The 23,238-nt window shown below is 70.7% G+C and carries 21 protein-coding genes; 12 read left to right on the forward strand and 9 right to left on the reverse strand.

The genetic code is table 11. From position 1 onward, the window contains the following. Nucleotides 1-4 precede the first annotated feature (4 nt). A complete protein-coding gene (gene mfd, locus AC2D8W_RS00290) occupies nucleotides 5-3,454 on the forward strand; it encodes a transcription-repair coupling factor (RefSeq protein ID WP_484670534.1) in 3,450 nt (1,149 codons plus the stop codon). A gap of 103 nt (nucleotides 3,455-3,557) precedes the next feature. Next, nucleotides 3,558-3,938 carry a hypothetical protein gene (locus tag AC2D8W_RS00295; protein ID WP_484669850.1) on the forward strand — a complete coding sequence of 127 codons (381 nt, stop codon included), beginning with the start codon at nucleotides 3,558-3,560 and terminating at the stop codon, nucleotides 3,936-3,938. A 38-nt stretch (nucleotides 3,939-3,976) separates the two neighbouring features. On the opposite strand, the gene AC2D8W_RS00300 is transcribed toward AC2D8W_RS00295, so the two are convergent. Further along, the gene (locus AC2D8W_RS00300) at nucleotides 3,977-5,308 is read right to left on the reverse strand and encodes a diguanylate cyclase domain-containing protein (RefSeq protein WP_484669851.1); all 1,332 of its coding nucleotides are present in this window, start codon (nucleotides 5,306-5,308) and stop codon (nucleotides 3,977-3,979) included. Nucleotides 5,309-5,424: 116 nt separating this feature from the next. Between AC2D8W_RS00300 and AC2D8W_RS00305 the strand changes: the two genes are divergently transcribed. The 3 genes from AC2D8W_RS00305 (at nucleotide 5,425) to AC2D8W_RS00315 (ending at nucleotide 8,539) form a co-directional block, all read left to right on the forward strand. Then, nucleotides 5,425-6,189, forward strand: a complete 765-nt coding sequence (locus AC2D8W_RS00305; protein WP_293479882.1) for an SDR family NAD(P)-dependent oxidoreductase — start codon at nucleotides 5,425-5,427, stop codon at nucleotides 6,187-6,189. Nucleotides 6,190-6,258: 69 nt separating this feature from the next. Further along, nucleotides 6,259-7,371 (forward strand): CaiB/BaiF CoA transferase family protein, encoded by a 1,113-nt coding sequence (locus AC2D8W_RS00310; RefSeq protein WP_293479880.1) that lies wholly within the window; start codon nucleotides 6,259-6,261, stop codon nucleotides 7,369-7,371. 241 nt (nucleotides 7,372-7,612) lie between these two features. Further along, entirely contained in the window at nucleotides 7,613-8,539 is a 927-nt protein-coding gene (locus tag AC2D8W_RS00315; protein ID WP_293479878.1) for a YihY/virulence factor BrkB family protein, read from the forward strand. A 3-nt stretch (nucleotides 8,540-8,542) separates the two neighbouring features. Here the strand turns inward: AC2D8W_RS00315 and AC2D8W_RS00320 are convergent, their stop codons facing one another. Both AC2D8W_RS00320 and AC2D8W_RS00325 read right to left on the reverse strand, forming a co-directional pair. Beyond that, on the reverse strand, nucleotides 8,543-9,652 hold the full coding sequence (locus tag AC2D8W_RS00320; protein WP_484669852.1) for an amidohydrolase family protein: 1,110 nt from the start codon (nucleotides 9,650-9,652) through the stop codon (nucleotides 8,543-8,545). Nucleotides 9,653-9,694: 42 nt separating this feature from the next. Beyond that, the gene (locus tag AC2D8W_RS00325; protein WP_484669853.1) at nucleotides 9,695-9,937 is read right to left on the reverse strand and encodes a sulfurtransferase TusA family protein; all 243 of its coding nucleotides are present in this window, start codon (nucleotides 9,935-9,937) and stop codon (nucleotides 9,695-9,697) included. A gap of 63 nt (nucleotides 9,938-10,000) precedes the next feature. On the opposite strand from AC2D8W_RS00325, the gene AC2D8W_RS00330 reads away from it, so the two are divergent. After that, nucleotides 10,001-11,416: an MFS transporter gene (locus AC2D8W_RS00330; protein ID WP_484669854.1), complete on the forward strand. Its 1,416-nt coding sequence runs from the start codon at nucleotides 10,001-10,003 to the stop codon at nucleotides 11,414-11,416. 32 nt (nucleotides 11,417-11,448) lie between these two features. Continuing rightward, on the forward strand, nucleotides 11,449-11,997 hold the full coding sequence (locus AC2D8W_RS00335) for an MOSC domain-containing protein (RefSeq protein ID WP_484669855.1): 549 nt from the start codon (nucleotides 11,449-11,451) through the stop codon (nucleotides 11,995-11,997). Between the two features lie 78 nt (nucleotides 11,998-12,075). On the opposite strand, the gene AC2D8W_RS00340 is transcribed toward AC2D8W_RS00335, so the two are convergent. Next, complete coding sequence (locus AC2D8W_RS00340; RefSeq protein ID WP_484669856.1) at nucleotides 12,076-13,638, reverse strand: pilus assembly protein TadG-related protein; 1,563 nt, start codon at nucleotides 13,636-13,638, stop codon at nucleotides 12,076-12,078. A gap of 167 nt (nucleotides 13,639-13,805) precedes the next feature. On the opposite strand from AC2D8W_RS00340, the gene AC2D8W_RS00345 reads away from it, so the two are divergent. The 3 genes from AC2D8W_RS00345 (at nucleotide 13,806) to AC2D8W_RS00355 (ending at nucleotide 16,373) form a co-directional block, all read left to right on the forward strand. Then, a complete protein-coding gene (locus tag AC2D8W_RS00345) occupies nucleotides 13,806-14,312 on the forward strand; it encodes a TadE/TadG family type IV pilus assembly protein (RefSeq protein WP_484669857.1) in 507 nt (168 codons plus the stop codon). After that, nucleotides 14,309-14,872 carry a TadE/TadG family type IV pilus assembly protein gene (locus AC2D8W_RS00350; protein WP_484669858.1) on the forward strand — a complete coding sequence of 188 codons (564 nt, stop codon included), beginning with the start codon at nucleotides 14,309-14,311 and terminating at the stop codon, nucleotides 14,870-14,872. The genes AC2D8W_RS00345 and AC2D8W_RS00350 overlap by 4 nt, the downstream gene beginning before the upstream one ends. A 76-nt stretch (nucleotides 14,873-14,948) precedes the next feature. Continuing rightward, on the forward strand, nucleotides 14,949-16,373 hold the full coding sequence (locus AC2D8W_RS00355; protein WP_484669859.1) for an FG-GAP repeat domain-containing protein: 1,425 nt from the start codon (nucleotides 14,949-14,951) through the stop codon (nucleotides 16,371-16,373). 15 nt (nucleotides 16,374-16,388) lie between these two features. On the opposite strand, the gene AC2D8W_RS00360 is transcribed toward AC2D8W_RS00355, so the two are convergent. Beyond that, on the reverse strand, nucleotides 16,389-16,892 hold the full coding sequence (locus AC2D8W_RS00360; protein WP_484669860.1) for a DUF302 domain-containing protein: 504 nt from the start codon (nucleotides 16,890-16,892) through the stop codon (nucleotides 16,389-16,391). Then, nucleotides 16,889-18,055 carry a patatin-like phospholipase family protein gene (locus tag AC2D8W_RS00365; RefSeq protein WP_484669861.1) on the reverse strand — a complete coding sequence of 389 codons (1,167 nt, stop codon included), beginning with the start codon at nucleotides 18,053-18,055 and terminating at the stop codon, nucleotides 16,889-16,891. Before AC2D8W_RS00365 ends, AC2D8W_RS00360 begins: the two co-directional genes overlap by 4 nt. 221 nt (nucleotides 18,056-18,276) lie before the next feature. Here AC2D8W_RS00365 and AC2D8W_RS00370 point away from each other — a divergent pair, with 221 nt between their 5' ends. Together AC2D8W_RS00370 and AC2D8W_RS00375 are read left to right on the forward strand one after the other, a co-directional pair. After that, the gene (locus AC2D8W_RS00370; protein ID WP_484669862.1) at nucleotides 18,277-18,750 is read left to right on the forward strand and encodes a cupin domain-containing protein; all 474 of its coding nucleotides are present in this window, start codon (nucleotides 18,277-18,279) and stop codon (nucleotides 18,748-18,750) included. A 143-nt stretch (nucleotides 18,751-18,893) separates the two neighbouring features. Then, nucleotides 18,894-20,186, forward strand: a complete 1,293-nt coding sequence (locus tag AC2D8W_RS00375) for an MFS transporter (protein WP_484669863.1) — start codon at nucleotides 18,894-18,896, stop codon at nucleotides 20,184-20,186. Here the strand turns inward: AC2D8W_RS00375 and AC2D8W_RS00380 are convergent. The 3 genes from AC2D8W_RS00380 to AC2D8W_RS00390 are packed head-to-tail and all read right to left on the reverse strand — an operon-like array spanning nucleotide 20,107 to nucleotide 23,213. Continuing rightward, nucleotides 20,107-21,048, reverse strand: coding sequence for a LysR family transcriptional regulator (locus tag AC2D8W_RS00380; protein ID WP_484669864.1), 942 nt, complete (start codon nucleotides 21,046-21,048; stop codon nucleotides 20,107-20,109). The two genes, AC2D8W_RS00375 and AC2D8W_RS00380, sit on opposite strands and share 80 nt — an antisense overlap. Nucleotides 21,049-21,079: 31 nt before the next feature. After that, nucleotides 21,080-22,387, reverse strand: coding sequence for an NAD(P)/FAD-dependent oxidoreductase (locus AC2D8W_RS00385; protein ID WP_484669865.1), 1,308 nt, complete (start codon nucleotides 22,385-22,387; stop codon nucleotides 21,080-21,082). Between the two features lies 1 nt (nucleotide 22,388). Beyond that, nucleotides 22,389-23,213: a 3-hydroxybutyrate dehydrogenase gene (locus AC2D8W_RS00390; RefSeq protein WP_484669866.1), complete on the reverse strand. Its 825-nt coding sequence runs from the start codon at nucleotides 23,211-23,213 to the stop codon at nucleotides 22,389-22,391. Nucleotides 23,214-23,238: the final 25 nt, after the last annotated feature.

Below are 23,238 nucleotides of genomic sequence, written 5' to 3' on the forward strand. Positions count from 1 at the left end.
CCGGATGCGGCGGGTGGCGGACGATCCCGGCGGCCTGGACCTCGTCGGCGCGCCCGAGGGCTTCGATGCGCTGGTCATGGCCGACCTCATCAAGGCCCGCAAAGGCCTTTCGGTGTTCGTCGCGCGCGACAGCGCCCGCCTGTCGGCCTTCCTCGATGCGTTCCGGTTCTTCGCCCAGGGCGTCGAGATCCTGGCTTTTCCCGCCTGGGACTGCCTGCCCTACGACCGGGTGGGGCCCTCGGCCGCGGTCGCCGCCCAGCGCATGGCGACCCTGTCGCGTCTCGCGGGCGATCTCGACGCCAAGCCGCGCCTGCTCGTCACGACCGTCCCCGCGCTGCTCCAGCGCGTGCCGCCGCTGAAGGCGATCAAGCGGGCGAGCTACGCCGCGACCGTCGGCAACAGCGTCGAGATCGCGGAGATCGAGAGCTACTTCGCGGTGAACGGCTACACCCGGGCGTCCACGGTCTCGGAGAAGGGCGAGTTCGCGATCCGCGGCGGCGTCATCGACGTCTTCCCGCCGGGCGCCGACGAGCCGGTGCGCCTGGACCTGTTCGGCGACACGCTGGAGAGCATCCGCGCCTTCGACCCCGAGACCCAGCGTTCGACGCGGCAGCTGAAGGAGATCTCGCTGCTTCCGGTCAGCGAGACGCTGCTGGACAAGGACGCCATCAGCCGGTTCCGCACGGGCTACCTTGAGGCCTTCGGCGCGCCGGGCGACGATCCGCTCTACGCCACCATCTCGGAAGGCGGCCGCCGCGCGGGGATGGAACACTATCTGCCGCTGTTCTACGGCGATCTGGCCACCCTCTTCGACTACCTGCCGAAGGACGCGGTGATCGCCCTGGACCACCTGGCGCGCGACGCCCGCGACGAGCGGCTGGCGATGATCGAGGACGCCTTCGACGCCCGCAACGCCACCGAGCGGAAGACCCACTACCACCCGCTGGAGCCGACGCGGCTCTACCTCGACGCCGAGGAGTGGGACAAGCGGCTCAGGTCGCTGGCCACGCGGCGATTCTCGGCCTTCAACGAGGCCGGGGGCGAGGCGGTCGTCGACATGGGCGCGCGGGCGGGGCGCAACTTCTCGGCCGAGCGGAAGCTGGACAGCGTCAACCTCTTCGAGGCGACGGTCGACCACGCCAACAAGCTGGCCGCCGCCGGCAAGCGCGTGTTGTTCGCCTCGTGGTCTGAGGGTTCGTCCGACCGGCTGAGCCATATGCTGGCGGACCACGGGCTGAAGAAGCTGCCGCTCGCCCCCTATTGGGACGCCGCGCGTTCGGCCGACCCGAAGACGCCACAGCGGGTGGTCCTGCCGCTGGACGCCGGATTCGAGACCGACTCGCTGGCGGTCATCTCCGAGACCGACATCCTGGGCGACCGGCTGGCGAGGCCGCGCAAGCGGCGGCGGGCGTCGAACTTCCTGGCCGAAGCCTCGGCGCTGACGCCGGGCGACCTGGTCGTGCACATCGACCACGGCATCGCGCGCTACGAGGGCCTGAAGACGCTGGACGTGCAGGGCGCCCCGCATGACACGCTGGAGTTGCAGTACGGCGGCGAGGCCAAGCTGTACCTGCCGGTGGAGAACATCGACCTGCTGACGCGCTACGGGGCCGACTCCGAGGGCGTGCAGCTGGACCGCCTGGGCGGCGCGGCCTGGCAGGCGCGCAAGGCCCGCGCCAAGGAGCGCCTGCGCGAGATGGCCGACGGCCTGATCCGCATCGCAGCCGAGCGGGCGATGAAGCAGACCGACGCGGTGGAGCCGCCGAGCGGCCTGTTCGACGAGTTCTGCGCCCGCTTCCCCTACGAGGAGACGGACGACCAGCTGGCGGCGATCGGCGACGTGCTCGAGGACCTGGGCGGCGGCAAGCCCATGGACCGGCTGATCTGCGGCGACGTCGGCTTCGGCAAGACCGAGGTGGCGTTGCGGGCCGCCTTCGTGGTGGCGATGAGCGGGCAGCAGGTGGCCGTGGTGGCGCCGACCACGCTGCTGGCGCGCCAGCACTACAAGACCTTCTCCGAGCGCTTCGAGGGCTGGCCGGTGCGGGTGCGTCGCCTGTCGCGCCTCGTGGCGGCGAAGGAGGCCGCGGAGACCCGCGAGGGCCTGGCGAACGGCGAGGTCGAGATCGTCGTCGGCACGCACGCGGTGCTCTCGAAGCAGGTGAGCTTCAGGAACCTTGGCCTCGTGATCGTCGACGAGGAGCAGCACTTCGGGGTCAAGCACAAGGAGAAGCTCAAGGAGCTTCGCGCCGACGTGCACATGCTGACGCTGACCGCGACGCCGATCCCCCGCACCCTGCAGATGTCGCTGTCGGGCATCCGGGAGATGTCGATCATCGCCACGCCGCCGGTCGACCGCCTGGCGGTGCGGACCTACATCACGCCATGGGATCCCGTCGTGGTGCGCGAGGCGCTGCTGCGCGAGAAGTACCGCGGCGGCCAGGCCTATTTCGTGGCGCCGCGCATTTCGGACCTGCCCGATCTGGAGCGGTTCCTGCGCGAGCAGGTCCCGGAAGTGAAGTTCGTGGTGGGCCATGGACAGATGGCGCCGACGCAGCTCGAGGAGGTGATGAGCGCCTTCTACGACGGGCAGTACGACGTCCTGCTGTCCACCACGATCGTGGAGAGCGGCCTCGACATCCCGACTGCCAACACCATGGTCATCCACCGGGCCGACATGTTCGGTCTCGCGCAGATGTACCAGCTGCGTGGGCGTGTGGGCCGCTCCAAGGCGAGGGCCTATGCCTACCTCACCACGCCGGCCGAGAAGCAGATCACGCTGTCGGCCGAGAAGCGCCTGAAGGTGCTGCAGTCGCTGGACAGCCTGGGCGCGGGCTTCCAGCTGGCCAGCCACGACCTCGACATCCGCGGCGGCGGCAACCTGCTGGGCGAAGAGCAGAGCGGGCACATCCGCGAGATCGGCGTCGAGCTCTACCAGCAGATGCTCGAGGACGCGGTCAACGAGATCAAGGCGCGGGCCGGGGCCGAGGACCTGGTCGTGGATCGCGGCTGGTCGCCGCAGATCAACACCGGCGCGGCGGTGCTGATCCCGGATGAATACGTCCCCGACCTGAACGTCCGCCTGGCCCTCTACCGCCGCATTTCGGACGCCGAGAAGGCGCAGGATCGCGAAGCGCTGGCGGCCGAGCTGATCGACCGGTTCGGGCCGCTGCCGCCCGAGGCCGACCAGCTTCTGAAGGTGGTCGCGATCAAGGGGCTCTGCCGGGAGGCCAACGTGGCGAAGATCGACGTGGGTCCGAAGGGCGCCGTCGTCAGCTTCCGCAACGACGACTTCAAGAACCCGGGCAGCCTGGTGACCTTCATCGCGAAGAACGCCGTCGCCTGGCGGCTGCGTCCCGACAACAAGGTGGTGGTGAAGGGCGAGTGGGAAACGCCGAAGCAGCGGCTCGACGCGGCCGAGAAGGTCCTGTCGGAACTCGCGAAGCTGGCGGGATGAGGCCGCCCGCTGTCCTGCGGCGGGATACTGCTGGAACCTGCAGGAAAGGAATTCACTGTAGGTCGTCGCACAATGCGCCGGCGTCTGGCCGGAGGAGCTCGACATGAACCGCAAGACCCTTATGGCCGCCGCCGTCCTGAGCGCCGTGGCCACGACCCCCGCGCCGGTCCTGGCGCAGGCGTCCGCCGATGGCCCCGATGCGCGTTGCGTGCTCGTGCTGCAGGCCGTCGCGCGTGACCCGAAGCAGCGCGACGCGGCCATCAAGGGCGTCTATTTCTTCATGGGGCGGCTGAGCAGCCGGGGCCCCGCCACGCGCCTCGACGCGATCCTGCTTGCGGAAGCCCGGGCGATGGACGCCGGGAAGGCGCAGGCCGAACTCGCCCGCTGCGGGGCCCAGCTGACTCGCGAAACCCAGGCCTTCCAGGCCGCGAACCAGAGGCTCGCCGGCCGCGTCGCGGGGGGCGCTGCGCCTGCCAAGAAGTAGCCCAGGCGCCCGGGCCTGCCTGAGCGGAGGGACCGGGTTCAGCCGGCCTTGAGGGCGTGCGCCATGGCGGCGGCCTGCTCGAGCGCGTGACCGACCGCGTCCGGAGAAGCCACCTCGGCGACGCCGAGGTCGAACTCGACGACGAAGGGCGTGGCGCCCTGGCCGGCCTCGAAAGCGGTGCACCCGATCACGGCGGCGATCCGCTCGCCGGCCGCGCGGGCGTTGTGGAGCGGCGTGGCTGGCAGGGCCAGGGCGAACACCTCGGGCGCGAGGCGGGCGGCCGTGTCCTCGACCCGCACCAGGCGGCCGATCATCGAGCCGATCTGGGGGACGGCGCGCGCCACCCAGCCGCCGGCGCGCGGCGCCTTCAGGTCAGGCTTCTCCGCCACCTTCAGCATGCAGACCGACAGCGGACGGTTCCGGGCCTTGGCGCTCTTGGCCAGGCGCATGACGTGGGCGGCGAAGAGGTCGCGGGTGAAGAGTCCCGTCGCGGCGTCCATGAGCCCCGAGCTGCGCGCCTGCTCCAGCGCGCCCCGGATCGCCTTCTGCCGACGGTAGGCGCGGGCCAGTTCCACCACGCGCAGCGCCGTCTCGTTCTCGGGCGTATCGGGAGACGCCACGTCGGAGATGCCGCGGTGATAGGCCTCGGACGCCGTCACGGCGCTGTTCGCCCGCATGTAGAGCAGCGCGGGCGTGTGGTAGAGGCGGGTGTTCCGGCGCAGGCCGGCGGCGATCGACAGCGCCTCGTGCGGATTCTCGTCGGCCCAGAGGACCACGGCGTCGAACGGCCGCTCGTGCAGGTAGTCGAAGGCGGTGAAGGCCGTGAACGCACCCACCACCTCGGCGCCGTTGCGCTGGAGCGCGTTCGAGAGCGCCAGGAACTGCGGCGCGGGCTCGCCGATCGCCAGGATCCGATAGGGCGCGGGGTCGTCCTCGGGCGCGTCGAGCGCGTGCCCCCGCTCGGAGAAGGTCTCGGTCCGGACCTCGTACTCTTCCTCGGCCACGGCGGTGCGGACCAGGGTCTCGAGCCGCATGGCCGCCTGGGCCGGGTGGAGGGGCGCGGCCAGGGTCAGGTCGAAGCCGCGGTCCTTCTGGAAGGGATCCAGCGCGCCCATGGCCAGGACGGGGAGACGGCGCGGCGCGCAGGCCTCGCGCAGGCGGCCCGCCACGGTATCGACGTCGCCGTCGAAGCTCGCGAGATCGACGATCGCGGCCTGGATTTGCAGGTCGGCGAGGGCGATGCAGGCGGCGGCCTCGGTCCGCGCCGTGATCGTGCGCCAACCGAGCCGGTCGAGGCCCTCGGCGAGCGCGCCGGCCTCGGCGTCGTCGCGTGCGACGATCAGCACTCGCGCCTGGACCCCTGCCGTCATATCCCCGTCCAAACACTGCCCGGTTCCGTCATAAGTACGGAATCGCAAGGCCGGAAGGTTCGTCGCATACCCGATCGCAGGTTGCAGAAGGGTTAGTTGTCGCACGTGGAGGGGACATGAGTGTGGATCTGACCGGCCAGGTGGCCGTGGTGACGGGCGCCAGTGGCGGACTTGGCGAGCACTTCGCGCGGATCCTCGCCCGGTCGGGCGCCGCCGTTGCGGTGACGGCGCGGCGGGTCGAACGCATCGAGGCGCTGGCGGCGGAGCTGCGGGCCGAGGGCGCGCGGGTCCTCGCCCTGCCGCTCGATGTCGCAGAAGCCGAGACGATCGCCCCGGCGCTCGACCGGATCACCGAGGAGCTGGGCCCGATCGGCATCCTGGTGAACAACGCCGGGGTCGGCGGGGAGGGGCTGGCCCTGGACATCTCGATCGAGGCGTTCGACCAGACCTTCGCGGTGAACGTGCGCGGCATGTTCTTCGCGGCCCGGGAGGCGGCGCGCCGCATGATCGCCGCCGGCGTCGAGGGCCGGATCCTGAACATCGCGTCCATCGCCAGCCACACGGTGCTGCCGGGGCTCTCCGCCTACTGCGGCTCGAAGGCGGCCGTGGCGATGCTGACGCGGTCGATGGCGCGGGAGTGGGCGCGCAAGGGCCTGGCCGTGAACGCCCTGTGCCCGGGCTACATCGAAACCGGCATCAACGACTTCTGGTGGCCGACCGAGGGCGGCCAGAAGCAGCTCAAGGGCTTCCCGCGGCGACGGCTGATGGACGCGACCGACCTGGACGCTGCGTTCCTGATGCTGGTCGGGCCGGCGGCCAGCGCGATCACGGGCTCGGTGATCACCATCGACGACGGCCAGTCTCTGCCCGGCGGCGGCTAGGTCGCGAGGCAGTTGGCTGACCGAGCGGCAACGGGCTTAGATCGCCGCCAAACCACAGGGAGACAGCGCATGCGCCAGGGTCCGCTCACCGGCCTCAAGATCGTGGAATTCGCCGGCATCGGGCCGGGGCCGTTCTGCGGGATGCTGCTGTCGGACCTCGGGGCCGACGTAGTGCGGATCGACCGCAAGGGCCCGGGCCGCGGTTCGCCCACCGACGTCACCGGCCGCGGCCGCCGCTCGGTGGCGCTGGACCTGAAGTCGCCCGACGCCATCGAGGCCTGCCTGAAGCTCATCGCCCAGGCGGACGTTCTCTTTGAAGGTTTCCGGCCGGGCGTCATGGAACGCCTGGGCCTGGGCCCGGACGTGGTGCTGAAGCGCAACCCCAAGATCGTCTACGGCCGCATGACCGGCTGGGGCCAGACCGGGCCCTACAGCCAGGCCGCCGGCCACGACATGAACTACATCGCCATCACGGGCGCGCTGCACGCCATCGGCACCAAGGACAAGCCGGTGCCGCCGCTGAACCTCGTCGGCGACTTCGGGGGCGGCGCGCTCTACCTCGCGTTCGGTCTGCTGGCGGGCGTCATCCAGGCGCGCGAGACCGGCAAGGGCCAGGTGGTCGACGTGGCCATGAGCGACGGCGCCGCCAGCCTCATGGCCATGTTCTACGGCATGAAGGCCGCGGGCGGCTGGAAGGAAGAGCGCCGCCAGAACCTGCTGGATGGCGGGGCGCACTTCTACGACACCTACCAGTGCAGCGACGGCAAGTGGATCTCGATCGGCTCCATCGAGCCGCAGTTCTACGCGCTGCTGCTCGAGAAGACGGGCATCAACGACCCGGACTTCCAGAAGCAAATGGACCGCTCGATGTGGCCCGACCTGCGCGAGAAGCTGGCCAACGTCATCAAGACCAAGACCCGCGACGAATGGAGCGAGATCATGGGCGCGACCGACGTCTGCTTCGGCCCGGTCCTCGACCTCGACGAAGCGCCGAAGCACCCACACAACGTGGCGCGCGAGACCTTCGTCGAAGTGGCCGGCGTGGTGCAGCCGGCGCCCGCGCCGCGCTTCTCGGCCACGCCCGGCAAGATCCAGGGCCCGCCGCCGGCCATCGGCGCGAACAACCAGGACGCCCTGAAGGACTGGGGCTTCTCGGACGCGGAGATCGCCGCCCTGGCGTGAGAGCGGGGCCGGCGGGTCGACCCGAGCGTTAGCTGAAGGCGCCGTTCAGGTCGGGTTCAGCGAGCCGGCTGCAGATTGACGTCCGGATCGGTCGTCGCGCTCTCCCGTCCCTCGAAGCGGCGGACGGTCCGGATGGAACGACACGCCCATCGGCGGCGCGCCACCTACTAACCCAGGTGGCGCGCCGTTATCATTGGGCTCCCGCTTGCCGGGGCCCCCGAGTCGAGCCACGCCGCGCCGAATGACCCCCATCGAGATGATCCGCCGCTTCCGCGCGCGGGACTGGGACCCGGTCCACATCGCGCGGGTGGCCCTCGTCGTGCTCGGCAAGGCGCTCTCGCGCCTCTGGGGCCGGGACGTGATGCTCTACACGGGCGGCGTCTCGTTCTTCGTGATGCTGGCGATCTTCCCGGCCATCGCCATCGTGATGGGCCTCTACAGCCTGCTGTCGGATCCGAGCCAGGTCGCCGCCCAGGGCGAGGCCCTGTCGCGGGTGATGCCGGACGCCGCGCGGATGATCCTGCAGAGCGAGCTCATCCGGCTGTCCACCGCGCCGATCGAGAACATCTCCACCCAGAGCATGATCGCCCTGATCATCGGGGGCTACGCCAGCCACCGTGGGTTCAAGGCGCTGCTGGCCGGCCTCTCCTTCATCCACGACGAGCACAGGCCGCGCGGGTTCCTCAGCTTCAACCTGCTGGCGCTCGCCGTCCTCTTCGCGGCCCTGGGAGCGCTGGGCCTGCTGTCGGCGGCGTTCTTCGTGTTCCGGATCCTGGGGGAAAGCTTCGACCTGCGGCCGCTCCGCGGCGTCCTCTGGCTCTACAGCGAGTGGACCTGGGCCAGCGCCGGCATGGCGCTGGGCATGGCTCTGATCTACCGGTGGGCGATGTCGCGCGATCCCGTGGACTGGCGCGCCTCGCTCCTGGGCGGCGGCGTCGCCTCGGCGCTCTGCATCTTCGCGTCGTGGGGGCTGGGGATCTACGTGGAGCAGATCGCGGCGCTGGGCGCCACGTACGGCTCGATCGCCACCGTGGTCATCTTCCTGATCTGGCTCAGCTGGAACGTGAACGCGATCTTCTTCGGCGGCGCCCTGGCCACGGAGGTCGAGCTCGCGCTGCACCGGCAACGGCTGTCGCTGGCGTCCGAGCTGGGCCACCTGCGCGAGTAGGCTTCAGGCCTTCCAGATCGCCGCGGCGTTGCCGCCGAGGACGGCGGCCTGGCGCGCGGGCGTCAGCCCACGGACGCCGTCCCGGATGAGGTCGGCGGCGTCCATGCGGGAGTCCACGTGGGGGAAGTCGCTGCCCCACAGGATACGGTCCTCGCCGACCAGCTCCAGCATCGCGCCGATGGTGCGCTCCTCGGGCTCGGCCACGAACCAGACGTTGCGCCGCAGGTAGTCGCTGGGCTTGTGCTGGAGGGTCGAGGCGGCGCGGAAGAACTGGTGCTTCTCGTCGAGCCGGTCCATCAGGTAGGCGGCGAACCCGCAGCCGGCCTCCACGCAGACCACCTTGAGCGCCGGGAACCGGTCGAAGAGTCCGTCCAGGACCATGGAGGCGATCGCGGGGATCAGCTGCCCCGTCGCCCCGAGCCCGAAGCCGAAGGTGGGGCCCGGCATGGTGGCCAGCCAGTCGGCGAAGGGGCGGGCGGCGCCCTCGAAGCGAACGATCACATGCAGGCAGCCGGGCACGCCCGCCGCCTCGCACAGCTGCCAGATCGGGTCGAAGTGGGCCTGGCCCGGCCGGTGGGCCGAGACGGTCTCCGGCGGCACGAAGACGCCGCCGAATCCGAGGTCGAGGCAGCGCTTCAGCTCGGCCGCCGCGGCGTCCACATCGCGCCAGTTCAGCAGGGCCATGGGCACCACGCGCGATCCGGCGTCCTGGTGGAACTCGGCCTGCCACGTGTTGTAGGCGCGGCAGTAGGCGTTCGCGAGGTCGAGGTCGTCGGTGGGAAACGGCAGGATCCCGATGGTGGGGAAGAGGACGCAGCGGTCGACGCCCCACTCGTCCAGCATCCGGAGCCGCGCCGCGGGATCGTAGCTGGAAGGCAGGCAGCCGTCCGCGTAGCGGTGCTTGCCGGCGAACAGCTCCTCGCGCGGGATGTGGGCGCCGCCCAGGCCCGCCAGCCGATCCGACAGGACCACCTTCTCGCCGATGATGAGGTGCTCGGAACCGTCGCGCTCCTCGATGCGGATGGCGCGGTCGCGGAAGCGGGGTTCGAGGTAGCGGAGCCAAAGGTCGGCCGGCTCCATGACGTGCGAGTCGCAGTCGATCACCAGGGACATGGGGCGCCCTCCCGACGCGTCGGGCCAGCGTCGGACCCTGACCTAGGGGGAGGTCAAGGGCTTGCGCAGGATGAAGCTCAGGGCGCCCTGCTCGTAGCTGACGTCGAGGAGCTCGACGCCCGCCTGCCCGGCGAAGTGGGGCACGTCGATGCGGGCCAGCGGATCGTCGGCCAGCAGGCGAACGCGGGCCCCGGCCGCGGCGCCCTCCAGGGCGCGGCGCAGGCGCAGGGTTGGCACCGGGCAGCGATGACCGCGGGCGTCCACGAGGATCTCGGACGACTTCATGGGCCGGGCATACACCGCCGGCGCCGCGGGACCCAAGCTCGGCCGCTGTGCGTTGCCCATCGCATGACGTTCACAACCGACGTGCCGGCGCGCCTCGACCGGCTGCCGTTCGGCCGATTCCACTGGCTGGTGGTGACCGCCCTGGGCGTCACCTGGATCCTCGACGGGCTCGAGGTGACCATCGTGGGCTCGTTGTCGCCGGCCATCTCCGACAGCCTGAAGCTCAGCGCGGCCGAGATCGGCCTGGCCGGCAGCGCCTACATCCTGGGCGCAGTGCTGGGCGCCGTCGTGTTCGGCCGGCTGACGGACCGCTTCGGCCGGCGAAGGCTTTTCACGATCACGGTCGGGGTCTACCTCGGCGCGACGATCCTGACCGGGTTCTCCTGGGACCTCTGGTCCTTCCTGTTCTTCCGGTTCCTGACCGGGGCCGGGATCGGCGGGGAGTACGGCGCGATCAATTCGGCGATCGACGAGCTGATCCCCGCCCGTCACCGCGGACGGGTCGCCCTGGCGATCAACGGCAGCTTCTGGATCGGCGCGGCCATCGGCGGCGTGATCTCGCTGGTGGTGCTGGACCCCGACGTCATCGAGCCGGGGCTGGGCTGGCGGCTCGCCTTCATCATCGGGGGGCTGCTGGCACTGGTGATCGTGTTCATCCGCCGCTTCATCCCGGAGAGCCCCCGCTGGCTGATCACGCACGGCAGGCCCGAGGCGGCCGAGGCGGTGGTCAGCGCGATCGAGCAGCGGGCCGGGCAGGGGCCCCAGACCGGACTGCCGTCCATCCGGCTCGCCCGCCGGACGCGGACCAGCTGGCGCGAGATCGCGGGGACGCTGCTGCGGCGCCATCCCCGGCGGACCGCTCTGGGTCTCGTGCTCATGGCCACCCAGGCGTTCTGCTACAACGCGATCTTCTTCACCTACGCGCTTGTCCTGACACGCTTCTACGACATCCCGGCCTCGGCGGTGGGATGGTTCATTCTGCCGTTCGCGCTGGGCAACGTGCTGGGGCCGCTGCTGCTGGGACCGCTGTTCGACTCCTGGGGCCGGCGGCCGATGATCGCGCTGACCTACGGCCTGGCGGGCGTCCTCCTGTGCGGCACGGGCTGGATGTTCGCGCAGGGCTGGCTGACGGCGCAGACCCAGACCGCGGCCTGGATGGTGATCTTCTTCTTCGCGTCGGCCGGGGCCAGCGCCGCCTACCTGACCGTGGGCGAGCTCTTCCCGCTGGAGACGCGCGCCATAACCATCTCGCTCTTCTACGCGGTCGGAACGCTGCTGGGCGGCGTGGCCGGGCCGGCCGTCTTCGGAGTCCTCATCGACACCGGCGAGCGCGGGCAGATCTTCCTGGGCTACCTGCTGGGCGGCGGCCTGATGCTGCTGGCGGCGGCGGTCGAGCTCTGGCTGGGCGTGGCCGCGGAGGGCAAGTCGCTGGAGGAGGTGGCCGCCCCGCTCTCGCTCGCGCCTGAGGACGGGCCCTAGCGGGCCGGACGGCGAAGGTCTAGATCGGCCCGGTGACGAACGACGCCCGAGTCATCGCGGTGAGCCGCAAGCGCGCGCACGGGGTGGACAAGCCCAACCAGCTGATGATCCGGCTGGTCGCCGGGCTCGGCGTCGAGGGCGACGCCCACGCCGGCGCGACGGTGAAGCACCGCAGCCGCGTACGGGCGAACCCGAACCAGCCGAACCTCCGGCAGGTCCATCTGATCCATGCGGAACTGCACAACGAACTCGCGGCCCAGGGCTTCCATGTGACGCCGGGCCTGATGGGCGAGAACATCACCACCCGCGGCGTGGACCTGCTCGGCCTGTCCCAGGGCGCCCGGCTGCGGCTGGGCGATGCGGCGCTCGTCGAGGTGACCGGCCTGCGCAATCCCTGCCTCCAGCTCGACGGCCTGCAGCCCGGACTGATGGCCGCCTGCGTCGGCCGGACGGCCGCGGGAGACATGGTCCGCAAGGCCGGCGTGATGGCCGTCGTGCTGGCCGGCGGGGAGGTGGGGGCCGGCGACCCGATCGCCGTCGAGCCGCCCGAGGGCCCCTACAGGCCGCTGAAGCCGGTCTGATCCCGCAAGCAAGCGGGGCGGCGGGCTGGAGACCGCCGCCCCGCCGCCGTCGCCGGCGCTCCGGGGAAGGAACGCGCCCTAGCGGGACAGGTGCAGGGCGGCGATCTGCCCGGCGATGCTCTGAAAGACGGGCGTGAGGTTCGAGGAGTCCTCGACGTTGTAGTAGTAGTCGTTGGCCGTGGCGCAGTTGCGCAGCAGGCTCGAGTCGCCGGTCTCGACCTCGACGCGGACGGTGTAGAGCTCGATGCCCTTGGCCTTGATGTTGCTGCACAGGAGCGCGAGGCGGGAATCCAGGGCGGCGGTGCGGTCGGCGCTTGAGGCGCCCTGCTGCAGCGGCTGACCGTTGGCCTTCAGCACGCGCCCCTGCCAGATGTAGGCCGTGCCGGCGTACGAGCCGTCGTTCGGCGTGTCGCGCTGATCCATGGTGTTTTCGCCGTCGGTCATCAGGATGATGATCTTCTTGTAGTTCGGCGTGTTGTAAGCGGTGCCGTCGGCGAAGGGGGCGCCCGGCGCCACGGTGTTCCAGCCCCAGGCCAGGCCGATCGGGATGTTGGTGTTGCCGTCGGCGTTGAGGCTGTTGATCGCTGAGCGCAGACCGCTGTAGTCGGTCGTCAGGCGCTTGAGCCGGCTCAGCCCGCAGCCGCGGTTCGGACCGAAGTCGGTCGTCATGCTGCCCTTCCGGCTGCCCGTGTACTTGTTCACCATCCCCTGGCGAACGCGCCAGTTCGAACTGCTGGTGTTGTCGGGCACATAGTCGTTCCGATAGTCGTCCCCGTAGCCCGAGGTCTTCGAGTCCGGCTCGTCCACCGCGAAGAAGGGCGTGTAGAGGGTGACGGGATTGCCGACGTCGGGCGGCGTGTCCTGGACGTCGTACGGGGCCTTGCGCATCTCGACGCAGCCGCGCCAGCTGGTGCCCAGCTGCGAGAACAGCGTGAAGCGGTTGGCGAACTGGGTCCCGCTCGAGGTCGTGAAGATTTCGTTGTTGATCGGCGAGGCGCCGTTCTGGTCGATCCAGGTGGAGTAGCGGTGGGCCGTCGAATCCAGGCGCACCGTATTCGAGAACGGCACCAGCGAGATGCGCACCGCGTCCGGCTCGCTCGACTTCTCGGCGAGCTCCTCCATCTTGTCGATGAAGTCCTTGGCGGCGTTCTTGAGGTCGGAGAGCTTGCTGCCCTCGTTCATGGACCCGGTGTTGTCGAGGACGAGCGCGATCTCGACCTTCATCTCGGCGCGCACCACCTCGGTGGAGGCCCCCACATGCATCACGCCGTCGGACAGCATGCCGGCGATGAACGGGGTCACGGCCAGGCGGGCGCTGGCGACGATGCGCCCGTTCTCTCCGAAGCGGAACGTGGACTGGGCCAGTTCGAAGTCGCTTCCCAGCTTCAGGTTCTGGTTGAGGTAGCGGTCCCCGATGACCTGCAGCTCGGAGTCGGTCGTCGCGTTGGACCGCGCGGCGGCCAGGGCGGCGGAATCCAGGGCGTCCTGCAGCTGGCTCTTGGCGCTGGTGCCCCGGGCGAGATCGACGGCCCCCAGGCCGGCGATGCAGATGGGTCCCATCGAGAGGGCCGCCACCATCGCGACGTTGCCGCCGCGGTCGAGGAGGTAGCGGCGCAGGCGGGAAGGGATCGACTGGGTCATCGCAGGTGTCCGCGAATGGAAGCAGGGCCCGTTCGATAGCCGCCGGTTGGGTAATTTCGCCTTAGCTCTAAGTCTTAATTTCGATTCACCATGTATCGGCCAGGGTTAAGCGCCGTTTTCCTAGAGATGTAACCGGCCGTTTGCCTCGACGTGGCAGCCTCCCGGACATGCCGAGGTTGTCGCCCGCTTCTGCTTTCTCGCGCGACGAGCGCGGCGCCACGGCGATCGAGTTCGCCTTCGTGGCGCCGATCCTCTTCTTCGCGCTGTTGTCGCTCATCGAGATCGGGATGCTGGGCATGATGTCGTCCGGGCTCGACAACGCGGTCATCGACACCGCGCGCCGGATCCGGACGGGTCGGGACGACATGGCCTCGTCCGCGAACGACTTCAAAAGCCAGATCTGCACCAAGCTGGGCGGCGACTCGAGCTCGTGCATGAGCCGGCTGACGATCAGCGTGCAGAAGTTCCCGAAGTTCTACGACGCCAACCAGGTGTCCGCCGCCCAGCCGGCCGGCCAGTTCGACCCCGGCGGTCCGGGCGACATCGTCCTGATCAAGGCCAACTATCGCTGGCCGCTGATGACGCCGTTCCTCGCCACCGCCTTCGATCGCTCCGGTCCGTTCGAGGTGACAATCGCCTCGCGCGCGGCCTTCAAGAACGAGCCCTACGAATGACCCGTCTTCCCGTTGCACGGCCCGGCGTCCGCCGCGACGCGGTCGGGACGCTGGTGCGCGGCCTCCAGGATCGCCGCGGGGCGGCGGCCATCGAGTTCGCCCTGATCTTCCCGATGCTGTTCGTCCTGATCCTCGCCGCCGGCGAGGGGCTGCAGGCCTACATCGCCCAGCGGCAGGTTTCGCACATCGCCGCGACGATGGCCGACATCACGGCCCAGAGCCGGGTCGTCACCGTCTCGGAGGTGGACGACATCCTCACCGCCTCGACCTCGATGATCCACCCGTTCCCGACCACGAGCCTGCAGCAGCGGGTCGCGAGCGTGAGCGCGAACGGCTCGGGGACCGTCTCGACCGACTGGGTCCAGAACCGCGGCTGGCTCGGGTCCGGCAATCCGGGAATCCCGAATGGCTACCTCGCGGCGAACGAGAGCGTGGTGGTGGCCGAGGTCACCTACGATTACCGGCCCACGTTCGGCCTCTTCATGCCGGAGTCGATCCGCATCACGCGTCAGGCCTATTCCCGGCCGCGCCTGTCCCCGAAGGTCGAGCGGACCACCTGAGACCCTGCGCCTCACGGCGCTCGCGCTTTCGGCTTCGGCGGGAGTAGGCTCCCGCCAGGCTGACGGGGAGGCGCGCATGCTCACGAACCAGACAGGCCGGGCAGCCGCAGCGCGTGGGCTTGCGGCCGCAGCGCTGATCGGCCTCGCGGCCTTCGCCCCTCCGTCGGATCAGGGGGTGGGCGGCGCGCCGACCCGGGCCGTGGCCTCCGACGGCCGGTACATCTCCTGGCGCGAGCATGTCGTCGACGACGGCGCGGAACTGGACGGCGCGCTGACGGGCGGCGACGGCCTGATCCTGGCCGACCTCGACGGGGACGGGCGCGAGGACATCGTCTCGGTGCACGAGTCCGACACCCTCTACGACGGCCGGCCCGACGGCTTCGTCCGCATCGCGTTCGCCACGGGAGATCCCCGGCGCTGGGTGAACGTGACGCTGGCGCGGGGCCGCGAGGCGGCCGCGCCGGAGGACGCCGCGGTGGGCGACGTCAACGGCGACGGTCTCCCGGACATCGTGGTCGCGTCGGAACTGGCCCACGTGGCGTACTTCCAGAACCCGGGCCGGGAGGCGCGGCGCGGCGCGGCGTGGCGGCGACTGATCATCCCGCAGACCGAGGGCCACGGCTCGTACATCCGCGTGTTCCTGGCCGACCTGGACGGCGACGGGCGGCCCGAGGTCACCACGGCCAACAAAGGCGCGCAGAACCCTTCGCCGGCCGAGACGCGAACGACCCCGGTCTCGGTGCTGCGGCCTCGGGGGGACCCGCTGATGGGCCCCAACTGGGTCGAGCAGGTGCTGGGCCGCTATCCGGTGCCCCAGAACGCCCAGCCGGTGGATCTGGACGGAGACGGGGACAAGGACATCGTGGCCGGCGTTCGCGTGGGCGCCCGCCTGGTGATCTTCGAGAACGCCGGGGGCGCCTTCCGCGAGATTGCTGTCCGGATCGACGGCGCTCAGACGGGCGGTTTCCACCTCGGGTACGCCGACGTCGACCGTGACGGGCGCCTGGACATGGTGGGGGTGACGAACAAGGGGCTCGCCTGGATCCGTCAGCCCGAGCGCCTGGACGGCGTCTGGACCGCGCACGAGATCGGCGACACGGGCCCGGATCGCGCGACCGGCGTGCTCGTCGCCGATCTGGACGGCGATGGCGACGAAGACGTGCTCACCGGAGGCTACAGCGCCCCGCCGCGGGACCGCGACGGCGACCTGCCGCTCGACGCCGCCATGGGCCGGCTGGCGTGGTTCCAGAATCCGGGTGCGGCCAAGGCGGGCGCGGGGCCCTGGCCGCGGCACGATATCTCCAGGCGCCGCCGCGGCATGTTCGACATGTTCGTGGCCCGTGACCTGGACGGCGACGGCGACCAGGACATCCTGTTCACGCGCGGCAACAGCGAGCCATACGACGGCGTGTTCTGGCTGGAGCAGGTGCGGACCGCGCAGCCCGCGCCGGCCCTGACGCCGGCGCGGCCGCGCGAGAGCCGCGAGATGCCGCTGCCTTAGCGCGGGGGCGGCTGGCTACCGGCCGGCCACGCTGCCCGCGATCGAACCCGCCACCTCCGAGGCCATGCGGATCTGCGCGTCCCGGTCCTCGATCGCATAGCGGTCGGCGATGAAGGCGAAATCTGTGTAGGCGACCCACACCTTCCCGTCCGCGTCCTGGGTGACGAGGATCCGAACCGGCCAGTCGAGGCCGGCATAGGGGTTCGACGTCAGGAACTGCGCGCCCAGCGGCGGATTGCCGAAGATCAGCAGCTTGGAGGGCCGCAGGTCGATCTGCGCGCCCTTGGCGAGAGCCGACTGGTCGATCTCGGTGAAGAAGCGGATCCCCTTGGCCGAGATGTCGGCCTTGATGCGGCCGACCGTCTCGTCGAAGCCGTAGGCGCTGGGCGTGCGGATGACGCCCTGGGCGACCTGCGGCGGGGCGGCCGGATCGGCCACGGCGGCCGCGGCGCCGGCCGTCAGGGCGAGCGAAACGCCGGCGGCAAGCGCGAGTAGGGATTGGCGGGCGATACGGGTCATGCGGGGGTTCCTTCGGTCATATGTCCGGCCTCGGCCTCGTGGAGGATGACGCCCTCCGTGGGGTCGACGCCCTGGGTCCAGGGGGATTGCTCGAGCACGCGCCGGGTGTGGGCGTAGCCCGCCTCCCAGCGCGTGCGGATGCCGAGCGGCGAAAAGTCGATGTCCTTGGCGTGGTCCTCGCCCGCCAGCGGCGGGGCCAGCAGGCGGATCACGTGCATCTGGGTGGCGCAGCCGTAGGCGGCGAGCTCCGCCACCTCCGGGGTCTGGCGCACGTCGGGCGGCAGGCGGTCGGCCAGCTCCGAGATGATGTGGCGGAGCTTGTGGATCTGCTTCTGGCGGGCGATGTGGGTGATCGCCCGGCTCGAGTACTGCAGGTCCTTCTGCCGCGACAGCACGCTCCAGATGCTGTCGGGCTCGGGGCCGTTCGGCGCCCACATGTGGACGGCGAAGACCACGCCCGAGCGCCGGGGCCGGTCGTCGAAGACCGCCTCCACCGGCGTGTTCGAAAGGATGCCCCCGTCCCAGTAGAGCTCGCCGTCGAGGCGGACCGCGGGGAAGGCGGGGGGCAGGGCGCCCGAGGCCATGACGTGGCGCACGGTCAGAACGTCGTCCCGGCTGTCGAAGTAGCGCATCTGGCCGGTCTGGACGTTGGCGGCGCCCACGGTCAGCCTGGGCCGCCCTGCATTCAGGAGATCGGGGTCGATGAGATCGGCGAGGGTCTTCTCGAGCGGATCGGTCGAGTAGTAGCCGGCGAGCTCCGAGCCCAGCGGCGTCTGCATGCCGAGGAAGGCCCAGGGGTTGGGCCGGAAGAAGGCCTCGAGGCCCCGGCTCACGGTCATGGCGTTCGCGGCGAGCGCGCCGAGGCCCGGGATCATGCCGGCGAACTGGACCGCCCGCGAATGGGTGACACGGGACCAGAACTCGAGCAGCCGGCCCAGGCGGTCGCCAGGGGCGTTGCCGGCGATCAGGGCCGCGTTGATGGCGCCGATGGAGGTGCCGATGACCCAGTCCGGCTCGACGCCGGCCTCCTGCAGGGCCTGGTAGACGCCGGCCTGGTAGGCGCCGAGCGCGCCGCCGCCCTGGAAGACCAGGACGATCTGGCCGAGCTTCGCCTTGTCGATCGGCGACCGGCTGGTGGATTTGGTTTCGGCTGCGGTGTTCATGTCGCGGTTGTCTCAGCCGCCGACCTGAAGCGGAAATGACCGTTGGCTAACTGGGCGATGCGTTCCGTGCATCGGTGCGGCGATTACGCGCGCACACGATGGAGTCTGAAGTATTCGGCGATCACGACGTGGCGCATGGTGACCATAACCTAAAGCGAATTCATGGGCGAATGCCTCGCCTCTAGGGTCTGGGCATCGGAAAACACCTAGAGAACGGACCCATGAAGACCACGCTTCTCCTTACGGCCGCGGCTGCGGCGAGCCTTGTGTTCGCGACGGGCGCATCGGCCGGAACCTGCCCCGCCGACCAGATGCGGGCCGACGCCCGGACCGCGGGCGAGACCATGCCCGCCAAGGTTACCGACACCGAGCTGGCGTTCGTCGCCCTCGGCGACCAGATCGGCGGCCTGGACAACCGCCGCCTGCGTCTGCGCCGGCTCGTGGTGCTGCCCGGCGGCGTCGTCCCCTGGCACAGCCACACCGACCGGCCCGCCCTGATCATGACCGTCTCAGGTCAGATCACGGAGTACAGCTCCACCTGCGCCGTCGGCATCGACCACAAGCCCGGCGACGTGGCCCGCGAGGTGAAGGGCGTCAGCCACTGGTGGAAGAACAACGGCAAGGTCCCCGCCGTCCTGATCGCCGCCGACATCAAGAACGACGCCGAGCCCGCCGCGGGCGGCGACCACATGTGAGCAACCCCGCGGCGCGCGCCACCCCCGCCCGACGCGCCGCGGCCCCCGAGCCGGTTATCCCCCCAGTCCCAGCCGGCCTCGGCGACCGGGCAGCCGGCGGCTCCATGAGCCGCCGGCTGCCTTTGCCATTTCCGGAGCAACCCATGACCCGTGACCTTGCCCGCCGGCTCGTCGTCGGCCTGATCGGCTTCCTGACCCTGGTCGACCTCTTCGCGGCCCAGGCCATCCTGCCCACCCTGGCGCAGACCTACGGCGTCTCGCCCGCCGCCATGGGCGTCGCCGTCAACGCCTCGACCGCCGGCATGGCCGCCGCGGGCCTGGCGGTCGCGCTGTTCTCGCATCGGCTGCCACGCCGCGAGGGGATCTGGATCAGCCTCGCGCTCCTCGCCATCCCGACAGCGCTGCTGGCCTACGCTCCCGACCTCGCGACCTTCACCGCCCTGCGGATCGTCCAGGGCGTGTTCATGTCGGCCGCCTTCACCCTGACCATGGCCTACCTGTCGGAACAGGGTGCGGGCGCGACGACCGCCGGTGCCCTGGCGGCCTACATCACCGGGAACGTGGCCTCGAACCTCGTGGGCCGGCTCACGTCGTCGGCCCTGGCGGCGACCGCCGGCGTCGCCGTGAACTTCTACGCCTTCGCCGTTCTCAACCTCGCCGGCGCGGCCCTGGTGTTCCTCACGCTCAGCCGGACGCCTGGGATGGCGGTCGAAGTGGGCGATCCGCGCGCCGGGATCGCGGCTCGCCTCAAGGCGCATTTCGCCAATCGCTGCCTCGCGGCGAGCTTCGGGATCGGCTTCTGCGTGCTATTCGCCTTCCTGGGCGTCTTCACCTACGTGAACTTCGTCCTCGCCGCGCCGCCGCTGGACCTCAGCCCCATGGCGCTGGGCGTGGTCTACCTCGTCTTCCTGCCGGCCATGGTCACGACGCCTTTGGCCGGGGCCGTGGCCAGCCGCTTCGGTCCGCGCCCGACGTTCTTCGCGTCGCTGGGCACCGCCGTCGCCGGACTGCCCCTGCTGCTCGCGGGCGCAATCGCGCCGGTCATCGCCGGCCTGACGCTGGTCGGGGCCGGGACCTTCTTCGCCCAGGCCGTGGCCACGGGCTTCGTCGGCCGCGCAGCAAGGACCGACCGCGCCGCGGCGAGCGGGATCTACCTGGCCAGCTACTATCTGGGCGGCCTCGCGGGCGCCTGGATCGTGGGGCGGGTGTTCGCTTCGGCCGGCTGGCCCAGCGCGGTCGGGCTGGTCGCCGTGGCCCTGGTCGCTGCGGCCGCCCTGGCGGCGACGCTGCAGCCCGCCACGGCGGGGTCCAGGACCGGGGCGGTAGGGGCGGCGGGCCGGATAGCCGCTGCCGGCGTCAGCCGGCGACGGGGAGTTCGTCACCCGCGTCTTCCGCAGGGGCAGGCACGGGATCCAGGGTCCCCGTCGGCCACTTGAAGGCTCGCGCCGCCTGCACAAAGGCGCCGACGGCCGGGGAGTGGGGCCGGCCGCGCACCGTCACCAGCATGATGGTGCGCACGAACTCCGGGTCGATCAGGCGGCGCGTCACCAGGCCGGGGTCGGTGACCGAGAGTTCCGGGAAGAAACCGATCCCGAGGCCGGCCTTGATCATCCCCTGCACCCAGTCGTCGCGCTCGGACGAGAACACCTTGTTCCAGCGGACGCCGGCCTCGCGCAGCTGCCGGCGCGCGACGTCGAAGATCTCGCAGTTGGCGCGGCTCACGTAGGGCTGCTCGTGCGTGTCGCGGCAGCTGATGACGTTCTTCGCCGCCAGCGGATGGTCCGGCGGAATCGCGAGCACGAACCTCTCCTGGAAGAGCGGCAGGCCGTGGAACCGCACGTCCGGGCCCTCGGGCAGGCCGAAGAGCGCCAGGTTGAGATCGCCCTTGGAGAGCATCTCCATCAGCTCGGTGGAGCCTTCCTCGGTGACCTCGAGCTCGACGTTGGGGTGCGCCATGCGGAACTTGACGATCAGGTCGGCGATCAGCGCGGGTCCGATGGTGCACATGACGCCGATCTTCAGGGCGACGTTCTCGAGCTTCTTCGCCGCGCGCGCCTGCTGCTTGGCGGCCTCGGTCTGCGCCTGGATCTGCTCCAGGTAGGGCAGCATCATGCGCCCCAGCTCGGAGAGGTGGGTGTTGGCCCGCTCGCGGTGGAACAGGGGCCCGCCCAGCTCGTGCTCGAGCTGCTGGATGGCGCGGGTCAGCGCCGGCTGCGAGACGTTCGCCTGCTCGGCCGCGCGGGTGAAGTTCAACGTCCTCGCGAGCGCGAGGAAGTAGCGGACCTGCTGCATTTCCATGGCGGGATCCCCCGATGGCCAGGAACGCCCATCACGAGGCGGTACGCACCTCCACGGGCGGAGAGACTACACGGATTTCACGGCTGCGCGTCACGGCCTCGAAGACCAGCCGCGCGCCGCGCTCGAACGTCAGGTACGACCACAGCCAGTCCAGCACGACCTGGACCCGGTTTCTGAAGCCGATCAGGAACCAGACGTGGGCGGCGCACCAGAAGATCCAGGCGAGGAAGCCCCTGAGCTTGACGGGCCCCAGGTCGGCCACGGCCGCCTTCCGACCGATGGTCGCGAGGCTGCCGTAGTTGGCGTAGCGGAACGGCCCCGGCGAGGCGCGGCCGTGAGCGCGGGCGTCGATCAGCTTCGCGACGTAGGCGCCGGCCTGCTTGGCCGCCGGCGCGACGCCCGGTGCGACGCCGCCCCGGCCGTTCGGCATTCTTGCGACGTCGCCGATGACGAAGACCTCCGGGTGGCGGGGGAGGGACAGGTCGGCGTCCACGATCACCCGGCCGGCGCGATCGGTCTCGGCGGCGAGCCAGCGCCCGGCCGGCGAGGCCTGGACTCCGGCGGCCCAGACGATGGTCGCAGCCTCGATACGGGTATCCCCGACGGTGACCGCCTGGGCCTCCACGTGACCCACCGGGCGTCCCTGCATCAGCTCCACGCCGAGCTTCTCGAGCGCTCCCTTGGCGTAGGCGGAGAGCGAGGGGCAGAACGTCGAGAGCACGCGGGGACCGGAATCGATCAGCAGGATCCGCGCCCGCTGGCCCCGGATGCGGCGGAAGTCGCAGGCCAGCGCGCGCCGGGTGAGCTCGGCGATCGCGCCGGCGAGTTCGACGCCCGTGGGGCCGCCGCCCACCACCACGAAGGTGAGCAGGCGCTCGCGCGCGGCGGGGTCCATGTCGAGCTCGGCGGACTCCAGGGCCAGAAGCACCCTGGATCGCAGCGCCAGCGCGTCCTCCAGCGACTTGAGCCCGGGCGCATGCTCGGCCCAGCCGTCGCGGCCGAAGTAGGCGTGGGTGGCGCCGGTGGCGACGATCAGCTGGTCGTACGGGATCGTGCGGTCCCCGAGGCGCACCTGGCGCCCGGCCAGGTCGACGCCGGTCACTTCGTCCAGCTCGATATGCACGTTCGGCTGCCGGCGCAGGATCATCCGCACCGGGCTCGCGATCTGGGTGGGCGCGAGCCCGGCGGTGGCCACCTGGTAGAGCAGGGGCTGGAAGAGGTGATGGTTGCGGCGGTCGATCAGGGTGACGTCCGCATCGGTGCGGGCGAGCTTCGCGGCCGCGGTGAGGCCGCCGAACCCCGCGCCCACGATCACGACCCTCTGGCGCGGCGTGGACATGTCAGTGCGCGGTCCAGCCGCCGTCGACGGTGAGCGCCGCGCCGGTGATGGAGGCGCCGTGGCGGCCGCACAGGAAGGCCGTCAGGGCTCCGATCTCCTCGACGGTGGCGAACCTGCGGTTGGGCTGGGCGGTCAGGAGGACGTCGGTGACGACCTGCTCGTGCGTCATGCCGTGGGCGCGCGCCTGGTCGGCGATCTGCCGTTCCACGAGCGGCGTCCAGACGTAGCCCGGGCAGATCGCGTTGCAGGTCACGCCGGCGCGCGCGGTCTCGAGCGCGACGGTCTTGGTCAGCCCCACCACCCCATGCTTGGCGGCCACATAGGCCGACTTGAACGGCGAGGCGACCAGGCCGTGGGCCGAGGCGATGTTGACGATCCGGCCGAAGCCGCGCTCCACCATGGAAGGCAGCACCGCCTTGATGGCGTGGAAGGCGGACGAGAGGTTCACCGCCAGGATCGCGTCCCACTTGGCGGTGGGAAACTCGGCGACCGGGGCGACGTGCTGGATGCCGGCGTTGTTGACCAGGATGTCCACGGGCCCGAGGGCGTCGTGCGCGAAGGCGATCATCTCGGCGATCTGTTCCGGCATCGACAGGTCGGCCGGCGAATAGGCGGCCTCCACCCCGTACAGGGCCGACAGCGTCTCGCGGGTCTGCTCAATCTGAGCGGGGTCGCCGAAGCCGTTCAGCACGACCGCCGCGCCCTGTTCGGCCAGGCTCTCGGCGATGCCCAGGCCGATGCCGCTGGTGGAGCCGGTGACGATGGCCACCCGGCCGGTGAGCGGGCGGGTGAGGGTGGCGGCGGTCTCGCTGGCCGTAAGGGTCATGAGAGGTCCTCGGACGATGTGTTTC

This window comes from Phenylobacterium sp. T106 (genome assembly GCF_057219735.1).

Bases quoted from the DNA above. Each gene is read 5' to 3' on its own strand.
- mfd (WP_484670534.1), top strand. From the start codon at position 5: ATGCGGCGGGTGGCGGACGATCCCGGCGGCCTGGACCTCGTCGGCGCG.
- AC2D8W_RS00295 (WP_484669850.1), top strand. From the start codon at position 3,558: ATGAACCGCAAGACCCTTATGGCCGCCGCCGTCCTGAGCGCCGTGGCC.
- AC2D8W_RS00300 (WP_484669851.1), bottom strand. From the start codon at position 5,308: ATGACGGCAGGGGTCCAGGCGCGAGTGCTGATCGTCGCACGCGACGAC.
- AC2D8W_RS00305 (WP_293479882.1), top strand. From the start codon at position 5,425: ATGAGTGTGGATCTGACCGGCCAGGTGGCCGTGGTGACGGGCGCCAGT.
- AC2D8W_RS00310 (WP_293479880.1), top strand. From the start codon at position 6,259: ATGCGCCAGGGTCCGCTCACCGGCCTCAAGATCGTGGAATTCGCCGGC.
- AC2D8W_RS00315 (WP_293479878.1), top strand. From the start codon at position 7,613: ATGACCCCCATCGAGATGATCCGCCGCTTCCGCGCGCGGGACTGGGAC.
- AC2D8W_RS00320 (WP_484669852.1), bottom strand. From the start codon at position 9,652: ATGTCCCTGGTGATCGACTGCGACTCGCACGTCATGGAGCCGGCCGAC.
- AC2D8W_RS00325 (WP_484669853.1), bottom strand. From the start codon at position 9,937: ATGAAGTCGTCCGAGATCCTCGTGGACGCCCGCGGTCATCGCTGCCCG.
- AC2D8W_RS00330 (WP_484669854.1), top strand. From the start codon at position 10,001: ATGACGTTCACAACCGACGTGCCGGCGCGCCTCGACCGGCTGCCGTTC.
- AC2D8W_RS00340 (WP_484669856.1), bottom strand. From the start codon at position 13,638: ATGACCCAGTCGATCCCTTCCCGCCTGCGCCGCTACCTCCTCGACCGC.
- AC2D8W_RS00345 (WP_484669857.1), top strand. From the start codon at position 13,806: ATGCCGAGGTTGTCGCCCGCTTCTGCTTTCTCGCGCGACGAGCGCGGC.
- AC2D8W_RS00350 (WP_484669858.1), top strand. From the start codon at position 14,309: ATGACCCGTCTTCCCGTTGCACGGCCCGGCGTCCGCCGCGACGCGGTC.
- AC2D8W_RS00355 (WP_484669859.1), top strand. From the start codon at position 14,949: ATGCTCACGAACCAGACAGGCCGGGCAGCCGCAGCGCGTGGGCTTGCG.
- AC2D8W_RS00360 (WP_484669860.1), bottom strand. From the start codon at position 16,892: ATGACCCGTATCGCCCGCCAATCCCTACTCGCGCTTGCCGCCGGCGTT.
- AC2D8W_RS00365 (WP_484669861.1), bottom strand. From the start codon at position 18,055: ATGAACACCGCAGCCGAAACCAAATCCACCAGCCGGTCGCCGATCGAC.
- AC2D8W_RS00370 (WP_484669862.1), top strand. From the start codon at position 18,277: ATGAAGACCACGCTTCTCCTTACGGCCGCGGCTGCGGCGAGCCTTGTG.
- AC2D8W_RS00375 (WP_484669863.1), top strand. From the start codon at position 18,894: ATGACCCGTGACCTTGCCCGCCGGCTCGTCGTCGGCCTGATCGGCTTC.
- AC2D8W_RS00380 (WP_484669864.1), bottom strand. From the start codon at position 21,048: ATGGAAATGCAGCAGGTCCGCTACTTCCTCGCGCTCGCGAGGACGTTG.
- AC2D8W_RS00385 (WP_484669865.1), bottom strand. From the start codon at position 22,387: ATGTCCACGCCGCGCCAGAGGGTCGTGATCGTGGGCGCGGGGTTCGGC.
- AC2D8W_RS00390 (WP_484669866.1), bottom strand. From the start codon at position 23,213: ATGACCCTTACGGCCAGCGAGACCGCCGCCACCCTCACCCGCCCGCTC.